A 19,438-nucleotide genomic window follows, 5' to 3' on the forward strand; every position below is an offset into this window, starting at 1 on the left:
GCACTACGGACCCACCCCGAGGCCACCCAATACTCCGAGGGCCCGCTCTTCGGCGCCGTCGGCCGCCGTCAGGTCGGGGGTGATGCCCCTCCCGTCGATGCTGCGGCCCGCAGGGGTGCGGTACGTGCCCACCGTCAGCTCCGCCACCGAGCCGTCCGGCAGCTGCGTCGGCATCTGCACCGTGCCCTTGCCGAAGGTGCGGGTGCCGACCGTCACCGCCCGGCCGCGGTCCTGGAGGGCGCCGGTGACGAGCTCGGCGGCGCTCATCGTGCCCCCGTCGACCAGCGCCACCAGCGGCCGGGCGGTGTCGCCGCCCGGCTCGGCGTACAGGGCGCGCTCTGAGCCCCGTACGTCGTACGTCGCCACGAGCCCCCCGTCCAGGAAGGCGGAGGCGGCCGTCACGGCCTCGGTGACCAGCCCGCCCGGATTGCCGCGCAGGTCCAGCAGTACGCCCCCGCCGGGCGGGGCCGCGCGGACGGCGTCCCGGACGCGGTCCCCCGAGCCCCGGGTGAAGGAGGCGACCTTGATGACGGTGGTGCCGTCGGCGAGGCGCCGTGCGGTCACCGGATCGGCGCTGAGCTGCTCGCGGCGGACCGTCTCGGTGAGGTCGGCGCCGTCCCGGCTGAGGCCCAGCACCACCGGGGTCCCGGCCTCGCCGCGCAGCATCGCCACCACGTCGGCGACGGACAGCCCCGTGACGCCGCGGCCGTCCACGCTCAGCAGCCGGTCCCCGGCGCGCAGCCCGGCCCGCGCGGCGGGGCCCTCGGGCTGGACCCGCTCCACCTCGATCCGGCCGTCGCGGCGGCGCCCGGCCCACACCCCGACACCGGTCCAGTGACCGTCGAGGTCATCGGCGAAGGCGGCGTACTCTGCGGGGTCGTAGACGGCGCCCCAGCGGTCGCCGCTGCGGCTGACCTCCTCCTCGGCGGCCCTCTTGCCGGACTTGCCCTCCGCGACGGCCTCCGCGACGGCCCGGGCCACGGCGTCCCGGTCGGCGGTGCCCGCCTCACGGGGGGCCGCGGCCGCACCGGCCTCCGTACGGGCGGCCCGTGACTGCGGGGCGGCGGCGTCCGCGCCCCAGCAGCCGGAGCCGGCGGCCGCAGTGACCGACACGAGGAAGACCAACGTCAAAGCGGCCCCGCGACGCAGGTCACGGGGCCGGGGACAGTGGTCGGGGGAACCCGGCATGGCGCCGAGTCTAGGACAAGGCCCGCGCGCACACGGCGCGTTGGGCGCACGTCACACGGGGCGCTCGTCACACCTTCGGAGCCCGGCGGACCTTGAGGCTGGTCAGACCTTGAGGTACTTGCGCAACGCGACGAAGGCCGCCAGCGAGGGCATCAGCAGGCCGACGACCAGCACCAGCGGCAGCTTGGTGAAGACGGAGTCCCAGCCGATGAAGTTGATCAGCTCCAGCTTGTGGCGCAGATCCACGCCGTGATCGATCACGAAGTACTGCCCGGCCCCGAGCATCACGCAGGCGAGCACCGCGCCGATCAGCCCGGCGACGGCCGCCTCCATGATGAAGGGCACCTGGATGTAGAAGCCGGAGGCTCCGACGAGCCGCATGATCCCGGTCTCCCGCCGACGGCTGAACGCCGAGACGCGCACCGTGTTGACGATCAGCAGCAGCGCCACGATCAGCATGATCATCATGATGCCGAGCGCCGCCCAGTTGAGCGTACCGAGGAGGCTGAACAGGTTGTCGACCTCGGAGCTCTGGTCGGCCACCGACTGCACGCCGTCCCGGCCGGCGAACGCGGACGTGATGACCTTGTACTGCTCCGGGTTCTTGAGCTTGACCCGGAAGGAGTCCGGCATCTGGTCGGGGGTGACGACCGAGGCCAGCGCGGTCTGGCCGTACCGCTCCTTGTAGTGCTTGTACGCCTCGTCGGAGGACTCGTACGTGACGCTCTGCACGAGGTCCAGCTTCTTGAGGTCGGCCTCGATCCGCTGCTTCTGCTCGGGGGTCACCGCACCCTTGGCGCAGGGGCCCTTCGCGACGGCCCCGCTGTCCCCCTTGGCCGCGGCGTCGGTCGCGGCGTCGGCGGCGTCCTTCGCGTCGCTCTTGTTGCAGAGGTAGACCGTGACGTTGACCTTGTCGTACCAGTACCCCTTCATCGCGCTGACCTGGTCGCGCATGAGCAGGGAGCCACCGAACAGGGCCAGCGACAGGGCCACGGAAATGATGACCGCGAAGGTCATGGTGAGATTGCGACGGAGACCGACGCCGATCTCCGACATGACGAACTGGGCGCGCATGGCGTCCTTTCAGTGCTGGTAGCCGTAGACGCCGCGCGACTGGTCGCGCACGAGACGGCCCTGTTCGAGTTCGATGACGCGCTTGCGCATCTGGTCCACGATCTGCTGGTCGTGCGTCGCCATGATCACGGTGGTGCCGGTCCGGTTGATCCGGTCCAGCAGCTTCATGATCCCGACGGAGGTCTGCGGGTCCAGGTTGCCGGTCGGCTCGTCCGCGATCAGCAGGGCCGGGCGGTTGACGAAGGCGCGGGCGATGGCCACGCGCTGCTGCTCACCGCCGGACAGCTCACCGGGCATCCGCCCCTCCTTGCCGCCGAGGCCCACCAGCTCCAGGACCTGCGGGACGGCCTTGCGGATCTCGCCGCGCGGCTTGCCGATGACTTCCTGCGCGAAGGCGACGTTCTCCGCCACCGTCTTGTTGGGCAGCAGCCGGAAGTCCTGGAACACGGTCCCCAGCTGGCGCCGCATGTGCGGGACCTTCCAGTTGGAGAGCTTGGCGAGGTCCTTGCCCAGGACGTGCACCTGGCCGTGGCTGGCCCGCTCCTCGCGCAGCACCAGCCGCAGGAACGTGGACTTGCCGGAGCCGGAGGAGCCGACGAGGAAGACGAACTCGCCCTTCGCGATCTCCAGCGAGACATCTCTGAGTGCGGGGCGGCTCTGCTTCGGGTAGGACTTGGAGACGCTGTCGAATCGGATCACGGGTGCACCACGGTCGCCGGGAGTAGGTGTGCGTGACCATACGCGAACGGGCGCGCGGTGTGGGCCCGGCATCCGGAGTTGCCCGATATGTCCCCGCGTCCCGTACGAGCTGGGGAGTGATTGCCCGGACGGGCCGCGCCGAATGTCGCCGAAGCTGGCACAGTGGTAGGGGGAACGGACTCGTTCCCCGCACCGTTGTACCAGCGGACGACCGTCGTACCAGGGGACGAGAGGAGGAGCGCATGACATATGACCGGCTCGTGTGCGCGAACTGCGCCGCACCCGTGAGCCAGGGCCGCTGCCCTGTGTGCCGGGCGAACCGGGAGCGCCTCCAGCAGGAGAGCCCCTTCGCAGGCCTGAACCCGATGGCGCTCATCGCGCTGCTGGTGATGCTGGTCGCCGCCCTCGCGGTGGTGGCCAAGGCCGCGTAGTCCTCCACCGCGTCCCGATCACCACAGGTCACCGAACGCGTGACCGATCGTGCAGACGGAAGGGCCCGGACACCTCGGGGTGTCCGGGCCCTTCTCACGTCCGGGTGGGTTGCGCGGTGGCTCAGGCGGTCTGTTCCTGCTGCTTGCGCCAGCGGATCCCGGCCTCCAGGAAGCCGTCGATCTCGCCGTCGAGCACCGCCTGCGGGTTGCCGACCTCGAACTCCGTGCGCAGGTCCTTGACCATCTGGTACGGGTGCAGGACGTAGGACCGCATCTGGTTGCCCCAGGAGCTGCCGCCGTCCTTGAGGGCGTCCATCTTGGCCTGCTCCTCCTGGCGGCGCCGCTCCAGCAGCTTGGCCTGGAGCACGTTCATCGCGCTGGCCTTGTTCTGGATCTGCGACCGCTCGTTCTGGCAGGAGACCACGATGCCGGTCGGCAGGTGCGTGATGCGCACCGCCGAGTCCGTCGTGTTGACGCCCTGGCCGCCGGGGCCGGAGGCGCGGTACACGTCGATGCGCAGCTCGCCCTCGTCGATCTCGACGTGGTCGCTGGACTCGACGACCGGCAGCACCTCGACGCCCGCGAAGGACGTCTGGCGGCGGCCCTGGTTGTCGAAGGGCGAGATCCGCACGAGGCGGTGGGTGCCCTGCTCGACGGAGAGGGTGCCGTAGGCGTACGGCGCCTTGACCACGAAGGTGGTCGACTTGATCCCGGCCTCTTCCGCGTACGAGGTCTCGTACACCTCGGTGGGGTAGCCGTGCCGCTCCGCCCACCGCAGGTACATGCGCTGGAGGCGTTCGGCGAAGTCGGAGGCGTCGACGCCGCCGGCCTCGGCGCGGATGTTGACCAGGGCCTCGCGCTCGGCGTACTCGCCGGAGAGCAGGGTCCGGACCTCCATCTCGTCCAGCGCCTTGCGCACGGAGACCAGCTCGGCCTCCGCCTCCGCGAGGGTGTCCGCGTCGTCCATCTCCTGGGCGAGCTCGAAGAGCACCGAGAGGTCGTCGATGCGCCCGCGCAGGGTCTCGGTCTTGCGGACCTCGGCCTGGAGGTGCGAAAGCTTGCTCGTGATCTTCTGGGCGGCCTCCGGGTCGTCCCACAGGGACGGCGCGGCTGCCTGCTCCTCGAGCACGGCGATATCTGCCCTCAGCTTGTCGAGGTCCAGGACGGCCTCGATCGACCCCATGGTCGAGGAGAGGGACTTCAGCTCTTCGGAAACATCGACGACTGCCACGGGTCCAGCGTAGCCGGTCCTCCGGCGGCACTCTCCGGCCAGGCCGGATCGGCCCGTACAGATCGAGTCGGGTACGGGCGTACGCTCACCGTATGACCGTTCTACTCGTGAAGCGCCGCCATGTGGATCACATGCGTGTCACCACCACGAGCTGTCTGCCGCCGGACCTCGCACGAGCCTGATCAAACCCGATCCGACTTCGGTCCTGTACGCGGCTACGCGGCCTCCCGGCGCCACCCTTGCCGACGGCCTTCCTCACCCGCTGCCCCGCCACCTCCGGGGAACAGGACCCCGTGACATCCGAAACGGAGCCGTCATGCCGTCCGCGCACCCCTCTCCTTCCGCTTCTCCCGCCGACTCCTCCATACCCTCGCTGCCCTCGCTCGCGGTCATCGACCTCTCGCGGGCTGACGACCCCGCCGAGCGCGCCGACTTCCTCAAGCAGCTGCACGCCGCGGCCCGCGACACCGGGTTCCTGTACCTGACGGGGCACGGCATCAGCGAAGCCGAAACCGCCCGCATCCTGGAGCTGACCAGGGCCTTCTTCGAGCTCCCCGAGGCCGACCGGCTGGCGGTCAGCAACCTGAACTCGCCCCACTTCCGCGGCTACACCCGGATCGGGCACGAGCTGACGGGCGGCTCCTCCGACTGGCGGGACCAGCTGGACGTCGGCGCCGAGCGGCCCGCGCCGCGGCTGGGGCCGGACGACCCGGCGTACCTGTGGCTGGAGGGGCCCAACCAGTGGCCCGAGGCGCTGCCGGAGCTGCGCGAGGTGGTGCTGGACTGGCAGGCGCGGCTCGCCTCGGTCGCCCACCGGCTGCTGCGGGAGCTGCTGGCCTCGATCGGCGCCCCCTCGGACTTCTTCGACGCGGCCTTCGCCGACCGGCCCCACCTCCACACGAAGCTGATCCGCTACCCCGGGTCCGCCCCGTCGGGCGCCGACCAGGGCGTGGGGGCGCACAAGGACTACGGGTTCCTGACGCTGCTGCTCCAGGACTCGGTGGGCGGGCTCCAGGTGGTACGGGACGGGGGCTACGTCGACATCCCGCCGCGGCCGGGGGCGTTCGTCGTCAACCTCGGCGAGCTGCTGGAGATCGCGACGGAGGGCTATCTGACGGCCACCGACCACCGGGTGGTGAGCCCGCCGGGGGCGGTGGAGCGGTTCTCGGTGCCGTTCTTCTACAACCCGCGCCTCGACGCGGTCGTGGAGACGGTGCCGGGCGACTACCTGCGTGCGGCGCCCGGCGTGGCCCACGACGAGTCGAACCCCCTGCACGCGGAGTACGGCCGCAACGAGCTCAAGGGCTGGGTCCGCGCGCACCCGGAGGTCGCGCGCCGCTGGCACCCGGAGCTGGTCCGGGCGTAGCGGGGGTGTGGCGGGGGGCTCTCACGACTGCGCGGGCGTAGCGGGGCCCCCTACGGCTGCGGGGGCGCCGAGTGCTTGTTGTCCTGGGGCGGGGGCTCGTCGCCGGAGGTGGCCAGCCAGCCGCCCACACCGAGCGCCACGGCCAGGGCGACGCCCCCGGCCGTCAGCGCCAGGCGCCGCTTGCGGGCCGTCTCCGCGCGGTGGCGGGCCGAGCCCGGGCGGTGCCCGCCGGCCGGGCGCGGGACGCGGGCCGTGCCCAGCGCTCCCCCGGCCAGCTCGTCCGGTCCCGGGACCCGCATCGAGGTGTGCGTGTCCCGGTTGGAGTCGGTCGCCGAGCCCGGCACCAGCGGCACCACGCCCCGCCGCCGCGTCAGGTCGGCGGGGAGAACTTCCTCGGCCTCCGTGGGCTCCGGCTCGGCGTCGTCCGGTTCGTCCACGTCCAGCGGCGGCATCCCGGCCAGCAGTGGCAGCAGGTCCCGCAGCCGGGCCGACAGCTCGGAGGCCCGCAGCCGCGAGGCCGGGGCCTTGGCCAGGCACTGCACCATGAGCTGCCACAGCTCGTCGGGGATCCCGGGCAGCGGGACCACGCTCTCGGTGACGTGCCGCCGAAGCACGGCGCCGGGGTGTCCGCCCCCGAACGGGGTGAACCCGGCCAGCAGCTCGTACAGCACCGTGGCCAGGGCGTATATGTCGACCGCCGCCCGCGGGGGCAGTCCCTCCACGATCTCCGGAGCCAGGTAGTCCGGCGTGCCGATGATCCGGGTGCTGGGGGCCGGTGTCCGGCCCGTCCCGGCCCGCCTCGGCGAGTCGATCAGCTTGGCGACGCCGAAGTCGGTCAGCAGCGCGGGGTGGGCACCGGCCGGGCCGAGCGGGCCCTGCATGTCGAGCAGCACGTTCTCCGGCTTGACGTCGCGGTGCACCACGCCCGCCGCGTGGGCGGCCGCCAGCGCGTCGGCGACGTCCGCGACGATGGCCACGGCCGCCTCGGGGGCCAGCCGCCGCTCCCGGTCCAGGCGCGTGCGCAGGTCCGTACCGCGTACGAGGTCCATGACGAGGGCGAGGTCGTCGCCGTCCACGACGAGGTCCCGGACGGAGACGATGTGCGGGTGGTCCAGGCCGAGCAGGGCGCTGCGCTCCTGGACGAAGCGTCCGACCAGCTCCTGGTCGCAGGCGAGGTCCTCGCGCAGCAGTTTGACGGCGACGGGCCCGTCCGGCCCCTCGCCCAGCCACACCGTGCCCGCGCTGCCGCGCCCCAGGATCTGGTGCGCGGTGTACCGGCTGCCGATCTTCCGTGCCACGACTGCTCCCTCAGCGGCTGGCGTACGCACCAAAGCTACGCGGCCGGGTGCGGGTTTCAGGCCAGTAGGGGGTCCGATTCGCGGCGACCTTCACTTCTGCGGGCGAAATCACGCTCCAGAAGTCGACAAATCCACGAAGTCGGTACCAGCGCGGTCGTGACGGCGGATCAGGACCGGGCCTTGCCGGCGGAGTCGCCGATGGTGGAGATCCAGTCGGCGGCGTCCGAGCCCCAGGACCACAGCTGGTCCCACCAGCCCTTGCCGGTCCCGACCCACTCCTGGAGCGGGGTCAGCTCCCACACCAGCCAGCCCGCCACGAAGAACAGCAGGATCATCACCAGGCAGCCCTTGAGGCAGCCGAGCCCGGGGATGCGGACCGGGTTGGCGCTTCGGCGGCGCGGCTCGCGCGGCTCCCGGGGCGCCGGCTGCTGCGGCGGCGGGGCCTGCGGCCGGACCGGCTGCTGCCGGTACTGGGGCTGCTGCTGCGGAGGCTGGGCCTGGGGCTGGTGCTGGGGCTGGCGGTACTGGGGCTGCTGCGGAGGAGGCTGCGGCTGCCGGTACTGCGGCTGCGGGGGCTGGTACTGCGGAGGCTGCGGCGCGTACTGCTGCTGCTGGTACGGCTGGGGCTGCTGGCGGTACGGGGGCTGCTGGGGCGGCGGGGGTGCCTGGCGCTGCGGGCGGCGGCGCAGGGGGTCGTCGTCCGGGCCGAGGTACTGCACCTGCGTCTGCTCGTTGCGGTCCCGGGCCGCCTGCATCTGCGACTGCCACGGGTGCGGCTGGTCCGGCCGCTCGACCGGCGGCATGACGGAGGTCGCGTCCGCGGCCGGCGCCCCGGTGCTCGGCAGCACGGTCGTCGCGTCGCCCCCGCCGACCGGCGGCATCACGCTGGTCATGGCGTTGGGGTCGTAGGCACCCATCGGGGACGGCGCGCCCGCGGGCAGCACCTGGGTCGGGTCGGCGGAACCCGGCGTCGCCGGTACGGGCGCGGGCGAGGGGTCGGGCGCGAGCAGCGCGCCGACCCCGAGCGCGGCCTCCACCTCGGCGGGCGAGGAGTGCACGCCGATGCCGGAGGCGACCACGCGCAGGCCGCGCGCCAGGCTCTCGGCGCTGGGGCGCTCGTCCGGCTCCTTGCGCAGGCAGCGCTCGATGACGATCCAGAGCGCCTCGGGCACGTTCGGCGGGCGCTGCGGGTCCTCGCTGAGGTGGCGGTGGAGCACTTCGAGGGCGGTTCCGCCGGCGAACGGCGGGCGTCCGGTGACCAGTTCGTAGAGCAGGATCCCGGCGCCGTAGATGTCGACGGCGGAGGTCTGCGGGCGGCCCTCGGCGGACTCGGGGGCGACGTAGGCGGGGGTGCCGACGAACTCGTGCGTGCGGGTCAGGCCCGGGGAATCGGCCAGGCGCGCGATGCCGAAGTCCGTGAGCATCGGCTTCATCTGGCCGTGGCGCTCGTCGAGGAGGACGTTCGCGGGCTTCAGGTCCCGGTGCACGACGCCGTCGGCGTGGCTCGCGGCGAGCGCGTCCGCGATCTGGGCGGTCAGCAGGCTCGCGGCGACGGGGCTGAACGGGCCGTTCTCGCGGACGTACTTGTGCAGGTCGGGACCGTCGATCAGGTCCATGACGAGGGCCAGCAGGTCGCCTTCGACGACGAGGTCGCGCGTGCGGACGATGTTGGGGTGCGTCAGGCGCAGCAGGACGGAGCGTTCGCGCAGGAAGCGCATGACGATGTCCGGGTCCTGGGCCAGCTCCTCTTTGAGGACCTTGATGGCCACGGTCTCGCCGGGCTGCCCGGCGACGGCCGCCTCCGCGCCGGCGGCCTCCCGCTGGCGGGCCCGCCAGACGGTACCGGTGGCGCCGCGCCCGAGGGGCTCCTCAAGCAGGTACTTGCTGCCCACTGGCCGCACGTCTCGCGCTCCCCTGCTGTCGTGTGTCTGTCGCGTGTCTGGCGTCTGGTTTCGGATGATTCCGACGCTGTCTTTTCCGGCCCACTCTAGGGGGTGTACGGGGGGAAGACGCCGGACGGCGGAGGTTGGTTGCCGTACATATGTGCGAAGGGTGAGATGTGCGGGGTATGCCGGAGGCGATTTTCGGCAGGCCGTTGACCGTATGTGTGCGATGAGCGTGCGGGGCGATGATCAATCAAGATCATTTATCGGTGGGGGCCGGGCGTGTTGTCGGCGACAGATGCGAGGATGCACCCGTACGGAACGGCCGGGGCGGGAGCCCGGTCTTTCCGGCAGACCTGACCGGACGACGCGTCCGTGCCGGGCGGGGGGTGACCGGGCTGGCTCGCCCGGCCGTTCCCCTTCCCGCGCACGCGCACCGTGCACTGCGCTCTGCGCAGAAGGGACCGCTGACGGCGATGCAGATCCGGCTGACCGTCCTCGGGTCGCGCAGCGGCCACCAGACCGCGACCGCACCCGCCCGCTGTGACGTGCTCGTCACGGCCCCCGCCGGTACCGCGCTGGCCGCGGTGGCCTCGGCGCTCGCGGCGACCGTGGGCGGCCCCGACACGGGGGGCACGGTGGTGCTGTACGCGGGGGCCGAGCGGCTCGACCTCCAGCGCCGGATCCTGGGCGAACCGCCGCTGGTGGACGGGGCCGTACTGGCGCTGCACACGCCGGTGGCTGACGTCGTGCCGGCGCTGCCCGAGGAGGGGCTGGACGCCCCGCAGCTGCGGGTGGTGGCCGGGCCGGACGCGGGCGGGGTGCACCTGCTGCACCCGGGGGCGGTCCGGATCGGGCGGTCGTCGGGCGCGGACGTGCCGCTGGACGACCCGGACGTGTCGCGGCTGCACTGCGCGGTGACGGTGCTGGCGGACGGGCACGTGACGGTGGCCGACCTCGGCTCGACGAACGGCACGACCGTGGACGGGGTCCCGGTGGGCTCGCGGCCGGTCCCGCTGGCGCCGGGCGCCCTGCTGCGCATCGGCGAATCGACGCTCCGGCTGGCGGCGGGCGGCACGGAGTCGATCCTGGCGCTGACGCCGGACATGGAGGGCCACCTCTCCGGCGTCCCGGGCGCGCCCCGCGCGGGGGCGGCCCACGACGCCCCGGGCGGTACGGACACGGCCCGCGCGACGGCGGGTCACACCGCCCCCGGCGCGGGGGCAGCCGGAGGTACGGGCACGGCCCGCGCGGCTACGAGCCACGACGGCACCGGCGCGGGGGCAGCCGGCGGCTACGAGGACACGGGGGCCGACGCGGGCGGCCACCGCGCGGGGACGGCCGGGAGCGCGGGCCGGGGTGGCCCGCAGGGGCTGAGCCCCCACCCCGCCCCTTCCCGAAACGGGGGCTCCACCCCCGACCCCGCCACCGGCGCCCACCCGGGCGGTCCGGCACGGCCCGCCCCGCACGGGGCGGCCCACCCCGCAGCCGACGCCCCGCGCCCCACCCAGGGCGGCCGGGACGGCTCCGCCCCGGACCCCGCCGGCCCGCACGGGCCCGGAACCCCGGCCGGCCGCACGCCGCACGGCCGGGACGGCGGACCGGCCTGGGCCACGCCCGCCACGGAGGCACCCGGAACCCCGGCCGCCTCCGTGCCGCGGGGGACGCCCAGGGTGGGGGCGCCCGCTGCCGTGTGGCCCGTCGCCGGGGGCGGACGGCGGCGGGGGATCGGGGCGTGGGCGCGGAAGTGGGTGCGGGGGGAGGACATCGCCGAGGTGGCCGTCGAGGCCGAGGCGCCGCCCGCCGCGCCGCCCGCCGACGACGACCCCGCCGCGCTGCTGCTCGCCGCCCTCGGGCCCACGGGCCGGCTCTGGTCCCGCCCGCCCGGCGCCCTCGACGTCGGGCTCGGCGCCGGCAGCCGCGTCGACCTGCGCGAGGCCGGCGCGCTCGGCATCGCCGGCCCCCGCGCCCGCCGCACCGGCGTGGCCCGCTCCGTGATCGCCCAGCTCGCCGCCCTCCACTCCCCGGCGCAGCTGGAGATCGTGCTGCTCGCCATGGACCCGACCACGGACTGGAGCTGGCTCGGCTGGCTCCCGCACGTCCGTCCCGCCCACGGCCAGCACTGCCGCCTCCTGCTCGCCCACGACCGCGAGCAGGCCGCCGCCCGCACGGGCGAGCTGGCCCGGCGCCTCGACGACAGCCCCCTCGGCACCGGCTGGGCCACCGCCGGGCCCGACGCCGTCCGCCGGGCGGCGTCCGCGTACGAGGGCCCGTACACCCTCGTCGTGCTCGACGGCGACCCCGGTACCGGCGCCCTCCGCGAGGTCACCGCACGGCTGGCCTCCCACGGGCCCGCCGCCGGCGTCCACCTCCTCGCGCTCGCCGAGGCCCCCGCCGCCACGCCCGCGAGCCCGCTCGCCGAGACGTACGAGGCCGCCTGCGCGAGCACCCCCGCCTTCCGGGCCTGCGGCGCGGTCGCCGTCCTCAGCGGCGAGGTCGCCACCGCCGTACGGACCTTCCCGGTCAGCGGCGGCAGGCCCGTCCGCCCGGGAGAGACGGCCGTTGCCGACGCCGTCTCCGCCGCCTGGGCGGAGCGGTTCGCCCGCGCCCTGGCCCCGCTGCGGGCCGAAGCGGTCCCCGCGGGCGGCTACCGTCCGGCCGCGGCCAGCCTGCCGCAGACCTCCCGCCTGCTCGACGAGCTCGGCCTGGCCCGGGCCACCCCCGCCTCCCTGATGGCCCGCTGGGCCGCAGGTACCGGGCAGGGGCAGACCGTGGGCGGTCTCGCCGAGGTCGTCCTCGGCGCCGGCCGGCGCGGCCCCGTCGGCGTGGAGCTGGTCCACGACGGCCCGCACCTGCTCATCGAGGGGCCGCCGGGGAGCGGGCGGACGGAACTGCTGCGTTCCGTCGCGGCTTCCCTGTGCTCCGCGGCCCGCCCCGACCGGCTCGGCCTCCTGCTGATCGACGGGGCCGGCGGCGAGCGCGGCGAGGGGCTGTTGCCCTGCACCGAGCTGCCGCACGTCTCGGCGCACCTCGTCGCATCCGACCCGCTGCGCATGCGCGAGTTCGCCCAGGCCCTCGGCGCCGAGCTCAAGCGCCGTCACGAGCTGCTGGACGGGGTGACGTTCAACGACTGGCATGCCCGGCGCGAGGTCCGCGACCTGATGGTCTCGCCCCGCCGCCCCGCGCCGGAGGAGGGCCGGAACTCCTCCTCGGGCACGATCGGCGGCGAGAACTCCCAGCGCACCGGGACCTTGCGGCTGCGGGCCTCCGCCACCCGTACCGAAGTGGCCGCCGGGCCCGGACCGCTGCCGCGCCTGGTGGTCCTCGTGGACGACTTCGACGCGCTGGTCGCGCCCGGCCTCGGCAGTACGGGCCGTCCCGCGGCCGGTTCGGTGGTCCGGATCCTGGAGGGGCTGGCCCGCGAGGGCGGCCGGCTCGGGGTGCACCTGGTGGCCACCAGCGCCCGTCCCGACCGCACCGCCGGCACGGAACCGGCCCGCCTCGCCACCCTGCGGGTCGAGCTCGACGCCCCCGACCAGCCCGGTCCGGGCCGGGGCCTGCTCCACTACGGCGACGGCCGGACCGTTCCCTTCCAGGGCGGCCGCGTCACCGGCCGGATCCCCCGGACCGCCACGTCGAGGCCGACCGTGGTCCCGGTGGAGTGGGAACGGATGGGTGATCCACCGGCCCGCCGTCCCGTCCGTGAGCTGGGCAACGGCCCGACGGACCTGGCGCTGCTGGCCAGTGCCCTGGACCGGGCGTCGCACCTGGTCTCGGCGATACCCGTCCTGTTCCCGGCGGCCCCCTGAGCCCGCCCCGCCCCGGGCGCAACACCCGCGCGACACCCCCACCCGGCCCCCTCAACCCCGTGACGCGGTATTGCGGGGGCGCGCCGCTCCGCGTAGACCTTGTGGCACGCAACACACCACGAGCACACCGGCATCGGGGGCAGAGCCATGCGCAGGCAGCACGGAACCGGCCACACGGGAGCCAACAGGGAGCGCCAGGGAGCCCGCCGTACGAGGGCGTGCACCTGGGCGGCCCTGCTCGCGACGGGCGCGCTCGCGCTCACCGCGTGCGGCGGCGGCGGTGACAAGGAGGACCCTCCGGCGGCCGGGGCCTCCGCGAGTCCGCGGGTGTCGCTACCGCAGCTGACCGGCGAGAAGCTGGAGGTCGCGGCGGTCTGGACGGGCCCGGAGCAGGCCAACTTCACGAAGGTCCTCAAGGAGTTCGAGAAGCGCACCGGCGCCAGCGTCACCTTCGTGCCGGCCCAGGACCCGATCGTCACCTTCCTCGGTACGAAGATCGCGGGCGGGCAGCCACCGGACGTGGCGCTGCTCCCGCAGGTCGGGGCGCTGGTCTCGGCGGTGCAGAACAAGTGGGCGCAGCCGGTGGGTCCGGAGGCCAGGGCGGAGCTGGAGAAGAACTACTCGCAGGGCTGGAAGGCGCTGGGCGCGGTCGACGGCACCCAGTACGGCGTGTACTACAAGGCGGCCAACAAGTCACTGGTCTGGTACAACGCCAAGGCCTTCGAGGCGGCGGGCGTGCAGCCGCCGAAGACGTGGAAGGACCTGGTCGCGGCGGCGGACACGCTCTCCGCGTCCGGTACCCCGGCGGTGTCGGTGGCCGGTGCGGACGGCTGGACCCTGACGGACTGGTTCGAGAACGTCTACTTGTCGCAGGCCGGGCCGGAGAAGTACGACAAGCTGGCGAAGCACGAGATCAAGTGGACGGACGACAGCGTCAAGCAGGCGCTGACGACGCTCGGCGAGCTGTTCGGCCGCAAGGACTACCTGGCGGGCGGCCAGAGCGGGGCCCTGGCGACGGAGTTCCCGAAGTCCGTGACGCAGACCTTCACCGGCGGTGACCGGCCGGCAGCCGCGATGGTCTTCGAGGGCGACTTCGTGGCGGTGAACATCGCGCAGACGGAGGCGAAGGTCGGCAAGGACGCGCTCGTCTTCCCCTTCCCGGCGGTCGGCAGCGGCAAGGCGCCCGTCGTCTCGGGCGGTGACGTGGCGGTCGCGCTCAAGGCGTCCAAGGGCGCGCAGGCGCTGCTGACCTTCCTGGCCTCGGCGGACGCGGCGGAGATCCAGGCCCGCGAGGGCGGTTTCATCTCGCCGAACAAGTCGGTGGACCCGGCGGCGTACCCGAACGACATCCAGCGGGGCATCGCGAAGGCGCTGATCGCGGCGGGCGACGACTTCCGCTTCGACATGTCGGACCAGGCTCCTGCGGCCTTCGGCGGCACGCCGGGCGCCGGTGAGTGGAAGGACCTCCAGGACTTCCTGGCGAACCCGTCGGACGTTGCGGGGGCCCAGGCGAAGCTGGAGGCGGACGCGGCCAAGGCGTTCGGGAACTGACCCGGTGGCCGCCCCCGACGTCTCACGGGCGGGGGAGGCCAGGCGCCGCCGTCTCATAGCGGCGGCGTTCCTCCTCCCCGCGCTGGTCCTGCTGGGCGCGCTCGTCGTCCACCCCATCGGCTACTCGCTGTACCGCAGCCTCTTCGACCGTTCGGGCGACACCTTCGTGGGCGGCGCCAACTACGCGGAGATACTGCGCGACGGCACGATCCGTACCGCTCTCGGGAACACGGCCCTGTGGGTGGTGCTGGCACCGACCACCGCCACCGCGCTCGGGCTGATCTTCGCGGTGCTCACCGAACGGGTGCGCTGGGGAACCGCGTTCAAGCTGCTGGTGTTCATGCCGATGGCGATCTCGATGCTGGCGGCGGGCATCATCTTCCGGCTCGTCTACGACCAGGACCCCGACCGCGGTGTCGCGAACGCCGTGTGGGTCGGGGTGCACGACACCTTCGCGGAGTCCTCGGCGTTCCCGAAGGCGCGCCCCGGCCGTGACTCCCCGCTGGTGGCGGCCCCGGGCGGCGCGTTCGAGACCCGTGACCCGGTACGGGCGGGCTCGGCCGTACCGCTCCCGCTGGTCGGCGTGGCCCCGGACGCCCTGCCGAAGGGGACGCGTACGGCCCGGCCCCCCGCGGCCGAGCCCGGCAAGGTCACCGGGACGGTCTGGCAGGACTTCACCCGGGGCGGCGGCGGCCGTACGAACACGGTCGACCCGACGGAACAGGCGCTGGCGGGCATGCGGATCGAGGCGGTCAAGGACGGCAGGGTGGTCGACAGGGCGACCGCCGGCTCCGACGGCACCTTCACCCTGTCCGCGAAGGCCGACGGGGCGCGGCTGCGGCTGCCCGCGTCGAACTTCCGCGAGGCGTACGCGGGCGTGGAGTGGCTCGGTCCGACGCTGGTGACCCCGGCGGTGATCGGGGCGTACGTGTGGATGTGGGCCGGGTTCGCGATGGTCCTGATCGGGGCCGGACTGGCGTCCGTACCGCGCGAGCTGCTGGAGGCGGCGCGGGTGGACGGGGCGAACGAGTGGCAGGTGTTCCGCCGGATCACGGTGCCGCTGCTGGCGCCCGTCCTCGCGGTCGTCCTCGTCACCCTCGTCATCAACGTGATGAAGATCTTCGACCTGGTGTTCGTGATCGCTCCGGGCGCGGTCCAGGACGACGCGAACGTGCTCGCGCTCCAGCTGTACCGCACGTCCTTCGGCACGGACGCCGACCAGGGGCTGGGCAGCGCGATCGCCGTGCTGCTGCTGGTACTGGTGGTGCCGGTCATGCTCTACAACATCCGCCGGATGCGCCGGGAGGCCCGCCGATGAGCGCCGCAACCAGGTCCTGGTCCCCGCAGGGCTTGGCCGCCCGGCTGGCCGGCGGAGCACTGCGGGTGTTCCTTGTCCTCGCCGGGCTGTTCTGGCTGCTGCCGACGCTGGGCCTGCTGATCTCCTCGTTCCTTTCGCCCACCGACCTGAACAGGGGCGGCTGGTGGCAGGCGCTGAGCGCGCCGTCGCGGCTGACGGCCGACAACTACGCGCACCTGCTGTCCAACGGGACGATCACCGGCTCGCTGCTGAGCACGGTCGCGATCACCGTGCCTGCGACCCTGCTCGTCGTCACGCTGGGCGCGTTCGCCGGGTACGCGTTCGCCTGGCTGGAGTTCCCCGGCCGGGACTGGCTGTTCCTGATCGTGGTCGCGCTGCTGGTGGTGCCCGTCCAGGTGGCGCTCATCCCCGTGTCGGAACTGTTCGGCGCCATCGGGCTGTTCGAGACCACGGCCGGGGTGGTGCTGTTCCACACCGCCTTCGGGCTGCCGTTCGCGGTGTTCCTGCTGCGGAACTTCTTCGCGGAGATCCCGCGCGAGCTGCTGGAGGCGGCCCGGCTGGACGGTGCGGGCGAACTGCGGCTGTTCACACGGGTGGTACTGCCGCTGGGCGGTCCGGCGATCGCCTCGCTGGGCATCTTCCAGTTCCTGTGGGTGTGGAACGACATGCTGGTGGCGCTGGTGTTCGCGGACTCCGCGCATCCGCCGGTCACCGTGGCGCTCCAGCAGCAGGTACGGCAGTTCGGCAACAACATCGACGTGCTCGCGCCGGGCGCGTTCTTGTCGATGGTGGTGCCGCTGGTCGTCTTCTTCGCCTTCCAGCGGCAGTTCGTGACGGGGGTGATGGCCGGGGCGGTCAAATGACCCGGCTCCGGGTCCGGCACCCGGGCCATGATCGGGAGGTTGGCGTGCGCCGTTGACCCCCCGCCGGCTTCGGCCGTGCCGTCGCCGGAGCTCACGCCGAGCTCTGGCCGTAGCCCGCCTCGTCGCGCCCTACCCGGCGGCGGCCTTGAGGCCCGCGACCACCGACCGCGCCAGCTCGTCCAGGTAGCCCGCCGGCACCTTGTCCCGCACCACGACCTGGCGCCAGTACAGCGGGCCGATGGCCAGGTCCAGCGCCCGGCCCGGGTCCGTCCCCGCGGGCAGCTCGCCGCGCGCGACGGCCTCGGAGACGATGCCCTGCGCCATGCTCCGCTCGCCCTCCAGCAGTGCGCCGCGCACCGCGTCGGCGATCTCGGGGTGGCGCGCCGCCTCGACCAGCAGGTCGGGGATGACCGCCGACGCCACGGGGTGGCGCAGCACGTGGGACATGACCTCCAGCAGGGCCCGTACGTCCCCGTACAGCGAGCCGGTCGCCGGCACCGGGAGGCCGTCGGCCGCGAAGGCGCCGACCAGGTCCAGCACGAGGTGGAGCTTGGACTTCCAGCGCCGGTAGACGGCCGTCTTGCCGACTCCCGCCCGCCGTGCGATGCCCTCGATCGACATCCGGGCGAAGCCGACCGTGGCGAGCTCCTCCAGGACCGCCGTCCGGATCGCCCGGGTGACGTCCTCGCGCAGGACGGCGGCGCCGGCGGGGGCGCGGCGGGCGGGGGCGGCGGGCTCGGAGGCGGGGGCGGCGGGCTCGGTGGTCATGGGACAGAGCATAACGGCGCACGCCGCCACCGGGCCGTCACGACGATACGGTTGCGTCTCAACGCCGGGGGACCTACTCTCAGCGTCACGACGATACGTAACCGTCCCGTCCGTAGTCCGTCCTCCGTAGTCCGTCCTCCGTCGTCCGTAGTCCGAAGTGGCGAGTCTCCCGTCGAAAGCGACCCAGTGACCGTGACCGTGCCCCCCGTGACCGCGCCGCCGCCCCTGACGGCGACGGCCGTGACACCCGAAGAGCTGGCTGCCGCCCACGGCCTGACCCTCAGCGGCGCCCGCCCCACCCTCCCGCGCTACGTCGCACAGCTGTGGGAGCGCCGCCACTTCGTGACGGCGTACGCCACCGCCCGTATGCAGGCCACGTACAGCGCGGCCCGCCTCGGCCAGGTCTGGCACCTGGCCACCCCGCTGCTCAACGCGGCGGTCTACTACTTCATCTTCGGCGTGATCATGAACGCCGGGAACCGCGTCGCGGACTACATCCCGTTCCTGATCACCGGCGTGTTCGTGTGGGACTTCATCGGGAGCTCCATCAACGCGGGCACCCGCGCCGTCCACAGCAACCTCGGCCTGGTGCGCGCCCTGCACTTCCCCCGCGCGGCCCTGCCCCTGTCGACCGTCATCCAGCTCTTCCAGCAGCTGCTGGTCACCATGGGCGCCCTGGTCATCCTGCTGCTCGCGTTCGGCCAGATGCCGGCCCCGTCCTGGCTCCTCGTGGTGCCGGCCCTGCTGCTGGCCGCCGTCTTCTGCGCCGGCTGCGCCCTGGCCATGGCGCGCATCGGCAGCAAGAACCCGGACGTCAGCCAGCTGATGCCGTTCATCCTGCGCACCTGGATGTACTCGTCCGGCGTGATGTGGTCGATCGAGTCGACGCTCAAGTCGGACCACCTGCCGCACTGGGTGACCACGGCCCTCCAGCTCAACCCGGCGGCCGTCTACATCGACCTGATGCGCTTCGCGCTGATCGACAGCTTCAAAGCGCATTCGCTTCCGCCCCACGTATGGCTGATCGCCGTCGGCTGGGCCCTGATCGCCGGTATCGGCGGCTTCGTCTTCTTCTGGAAGGCAGAGGAGGAGTACGGCCGTGGCTGACACCGCCAACCGCATCCCCACCGTCATCGCGGACGACGTCCACGTCATCTACAAGGTGTACGGCACCGGCACCCGCAAGGGCGGTGCGACGGCCGCCCTGAGCCGGATCATCTCCCGCAAACCCGCCCCCGGCGTCCGCGAAGTGCACGCCGTCAAGGGCGTCAGCTTCACCGCGTACAAGGGCGAGGCCATCGGCCTCATCGGCTCCAACGGCTCCGGCAAGTCCACCCTGCTCAAGGCGATCGCCGGACTCCAGCCCGTGGCCCGCGGCCGCGTCTACTCGCAAGGCCAGCCGTCCCTCCTCGGGGTGAACGCCGCCCTGATGAACGACCTGACCGGCGAGCGCAACGTCGTGCTCGGCGGCCTTGCGATGGGCATGACCAAACAGCAGATCCACGAGCGCTACCAGGACATCGTCGACTTCTCCGGCATCAACGAGAAGGGCGACTTCATCTCCCTGCCCATGCGCACCTACTCCTCCGGCATGGGCGCCCGGCTGCGCTTCTCCATCGCCGCGGCCAAGGACCACGACGTCCTGATGATCGACGAGGCGCTCGCCACGGGTGACGCCGCCTTCCAGCGCCGCAGCCAGGACCGCATCGAGGAGCTGCGCGAAAGCGCCGGCACCGTCTTCCTCGTCAGCCACGGCATCGGCACGGTGCGCGAGACCTGCGACCGGGCGATCTGGCTGGAGTCCGGCGTCCTGCGCATGGACGGCCCCGCGGACGAGGTCTGCGACGCGTACGAGGCGTTCAGCCGGACCGGCTGAGACGCGCACCGCGCACCCCGCACCACCCCCGCGCACCGCGCACTTCACAACGAACGGCCCCGGGACAGCAGTCCCGGGGCCGT

At 73.4% G+C, this 19,438-nt stretch carries 15 protein-coding genes; 8 read left to right on the forward strand and 7 right to left on the reverse strand.

Annotated elements, in window-relative coordinates:
• Positions 1 to 3: 3 nt before the first annotated feature.
• The 3 genes from IE207_RS04755 to ftsE all read right to left on the reverse strand — a co-directional run bounded on the left by IE207_RS04755 (position 4) and on the right by ftsE (position 2,961).
• Positions 4 to 1,188, reverse strand: coding sequence for a S41 family peptidase (locus tag IE207_RS04755; protein ID WP_190182671.1), 1,185 nt, complete (start codon positions 1,186 to 1,188; stop codon positions 4 to 6).
• A 102-nt stretch (positions 1,189 to 1,290) separates the two neighbouring features.
• Positions 1,291 to 2,262, reverse strand: a complete 972-nt coding sequence (ftsX, locus tag IE207_RS04760; RefSeq protein WP_190182672.1) for a permease-like cell division protein FtsX — start codon at positions 2,260 to 2,262, stop codon at positions 1,291 to 1,293.
• A 9-nt stretch (positions 2,263 to 2,271) separates the two neighbouring features.
• Positions 2,272 to 2,961 (reverse strand): cell division ATP-binding protein FtsE, encoded by a 690-nt coding sequence (gene ftsE / locus IE207_RS04765; RefSeq protein ID WP_190182673.1) that lies wholly within the window; start codon positions 2,959 to 2,961, stop codon positions 2,272 to 2,274.
• 242 nt (positions 2,962 to 3,203) lie between these two features.
• Here ftsE and IE207_RS04770 point away from each other — a divergent pair, with 242 nt between their 5' ends.
• Positions 3,204 to 3,392: a hypothetical protein gene (locus tag IE207_RS04770; protein ID WP_190182674.1), complete on the forward strand. Its 189-nt coding sequence runs from the start codon at positions 3,204 to 3,206 to the stop codon at positions 3,390 to 3,392.
• 121 nt (positions 3,393 to 3,513) lie between these two features.
• Here the strand turns inward: IE207_RS04770 and prfB are convergent, their stop codons facing one another.
• Positions 3,514 to 4,623, reverse strand: coding sequence for a peptide chain release factor 2 (gene prfB / locus IE207_RS04775; protein WP_190182675.1), 1,110 nt, complete (start codon positions 4,621 to 4,623; stop codon positions 3,514 to 3,516).
• 316 nt (positions 4,624 to 4,939) lie between these two features.
• On the opposite strand from prfB, the gene IE207_RS04780 reads away from it, so the two are divergent.
• Positions 4,940 to 5,989 carry an isopenicillin N synthase family dioxygenase gene (locus tag IE207_RS04780; protein ID WP_190182676.1) on the forward strand — a complete coding sequence of 350 codons (1,050 nt, stop codon included), beginning with the start codon at positions 4,940 to 4,942 and terminating at the stop codon, positions 5,987 to 5,989.
• 50 nt (positions 5,990 to 6,039) lie between these two features.
• Here the strand turns inward: IE207_RS04780 and IE207_RS04785 are convergent, their stop codons facing one another.
• Together IE207_RS04785 and IE207_RS04790 are read right to left on the reverse strand one after the other, a co-directional pair.
• Entirely contained in the window at positions 6,040 to 7,287 is a 1,248-nt protein-coding gene (locus IE207_RS04785; protein ID WP_190182677.1) for a serine/threonine-protein kinase, read from the reverse strand.
• Between the two features lie 167 nt (positions 7,288 to 7,454).
• Positions 7,455 to 9,188 carry a serine/threonine-protein kinase gene (locus IE207_RS04790; protein WP_190182678.1) on the reverse strand — a complete coding sequence of 578 codons (1,734 nt, stop codon included), beginning with the start codon at positions 9,186 to 9,188 and terminating at the stop codon, positions 7,455 to 7,457.
• A gap of 458 nt (positions 9,189 to 9,646) precedes the next feature.
• Here IE207_RS04790 and IE207_RS04795 point away from each other — a divergent pair, with 458 nt between their 5' ends.
• The 4 genes from IE207_RS04795 to IE207_RS04810 all read left to right on the forward strand — a co-directional run bounded on the left by IE207_RS04795 (position 9,647) and on the right by IE207_RS04810 (position 16,711).
• Positions 9,647 to 12,979 (forward strand): FHA domain-containing protein, encoded by a 3,333-nt coding sequence (locus IE207_RS04795; protein ID WP_190182679.1) that lies wholly within the window; start codon positions 9,647 to 9,649, stop codon positions 12,977 to 12,979.
• Positions 12,980 to 13,126: 147 nt separating this feature from the next.
• Positions 13,127 to 14,530 (forward strand): ABC transporter substrate-binding protein, encoded by a 1,404-nt coding sequence (locus IE207_RS04800; RefSeq protein ID WP_190182680.1) that lies wholly within the window; start codon positions 13,127 to 13,129, stop codon positions 14,528 to 14,530.
• Positions 14,531 to 14,534: 4 nt separating this feature from the next.
• Positions 14,535 to 15,848 (forward strand): carbohydrate ABC transporter permease, encoded by a 1,314-nt coding sequence (locus IE207_RS04805; protein WP_190182681.1) that lies wholly within the window; start codon positions 14,535 to 14,537, stop codon positions 15,846 to 15,848.
• A complete protein-coding gene (locus tag IE207_RS04810; protein ID WP_190182682.1) occupies positions 15,845 to 16,711 on the forward strand; it encodes a carbohydrate ABC transporter permease in 867 nt (288 codons plus the stop codon). Before IE207_RS04805 ends, IE207_RS04810 begins: the two co-directional genes overlap by 4 nt.
• A 129-nt stretch (positions 16,712 to 16,840) precedes the next feature.
• On the opposite strand, the gene IE207_RS04815 is transcribed toward IE207_RS04810, so the two are convergent.
• The gene (locus IE207_RS04815) at positions 16,841 to 17,491 is read right to left on the reverse strand and encodes a TetR/AcrR family transcriptional regulator (RefSeq protein ID WP_190182683.1); all 651 of its coding nucleotides are present in this window, start codon (positions 17,489 to 17,491) and stop codon (positions 16,841 to 16,843) included.
• A gap of 186 nt (positions 17,492 to 17,677) precedes the next feature.
• Here IE207_RS04815 and IE207_RS04820 point away from each other — a divergent pair, with 186 nt between their 5' ends.
• Both IE207_RS04820 and IE207_RS04825 read left to right on the forward strand, forming a co-directional pair.
• Positions 17,678 to 18,586 (forward strand): ABC transporter permease, encoded by a 909-nt coding sequence (locus tag IE207_RS04820; RefSeq protein ID WP_373304668.1) that lies wholly within the window; start codon positions 17,678 to 17,680, stop codon positions 18,584 to 18,586.
• Entirely contained in the window at positions 18,579 to 19,355 is a 777-nt protein-coding gene (locus IE207_RS04825; protein ID WP_190182684.1) for an ABC transporter ATP-binding protein, read from the forward strand. Before IE207_RS04820 ends, IE207_RS04825 begins: the two co-directional genes overlap by 8 nt.
• The last annotated feature ends 83 nt before the right edge of the window (positions 19,356 to 19,438 follow it).

The organism is Streptomyces cirratus, from assembly GCF_014650775.1.
Lineage (GTDB): Bacteria > Actinomycetota > Actinomycetes > Streptomycetales > Streptomycetaceae > Streptomyces > Streptomyces cirratus.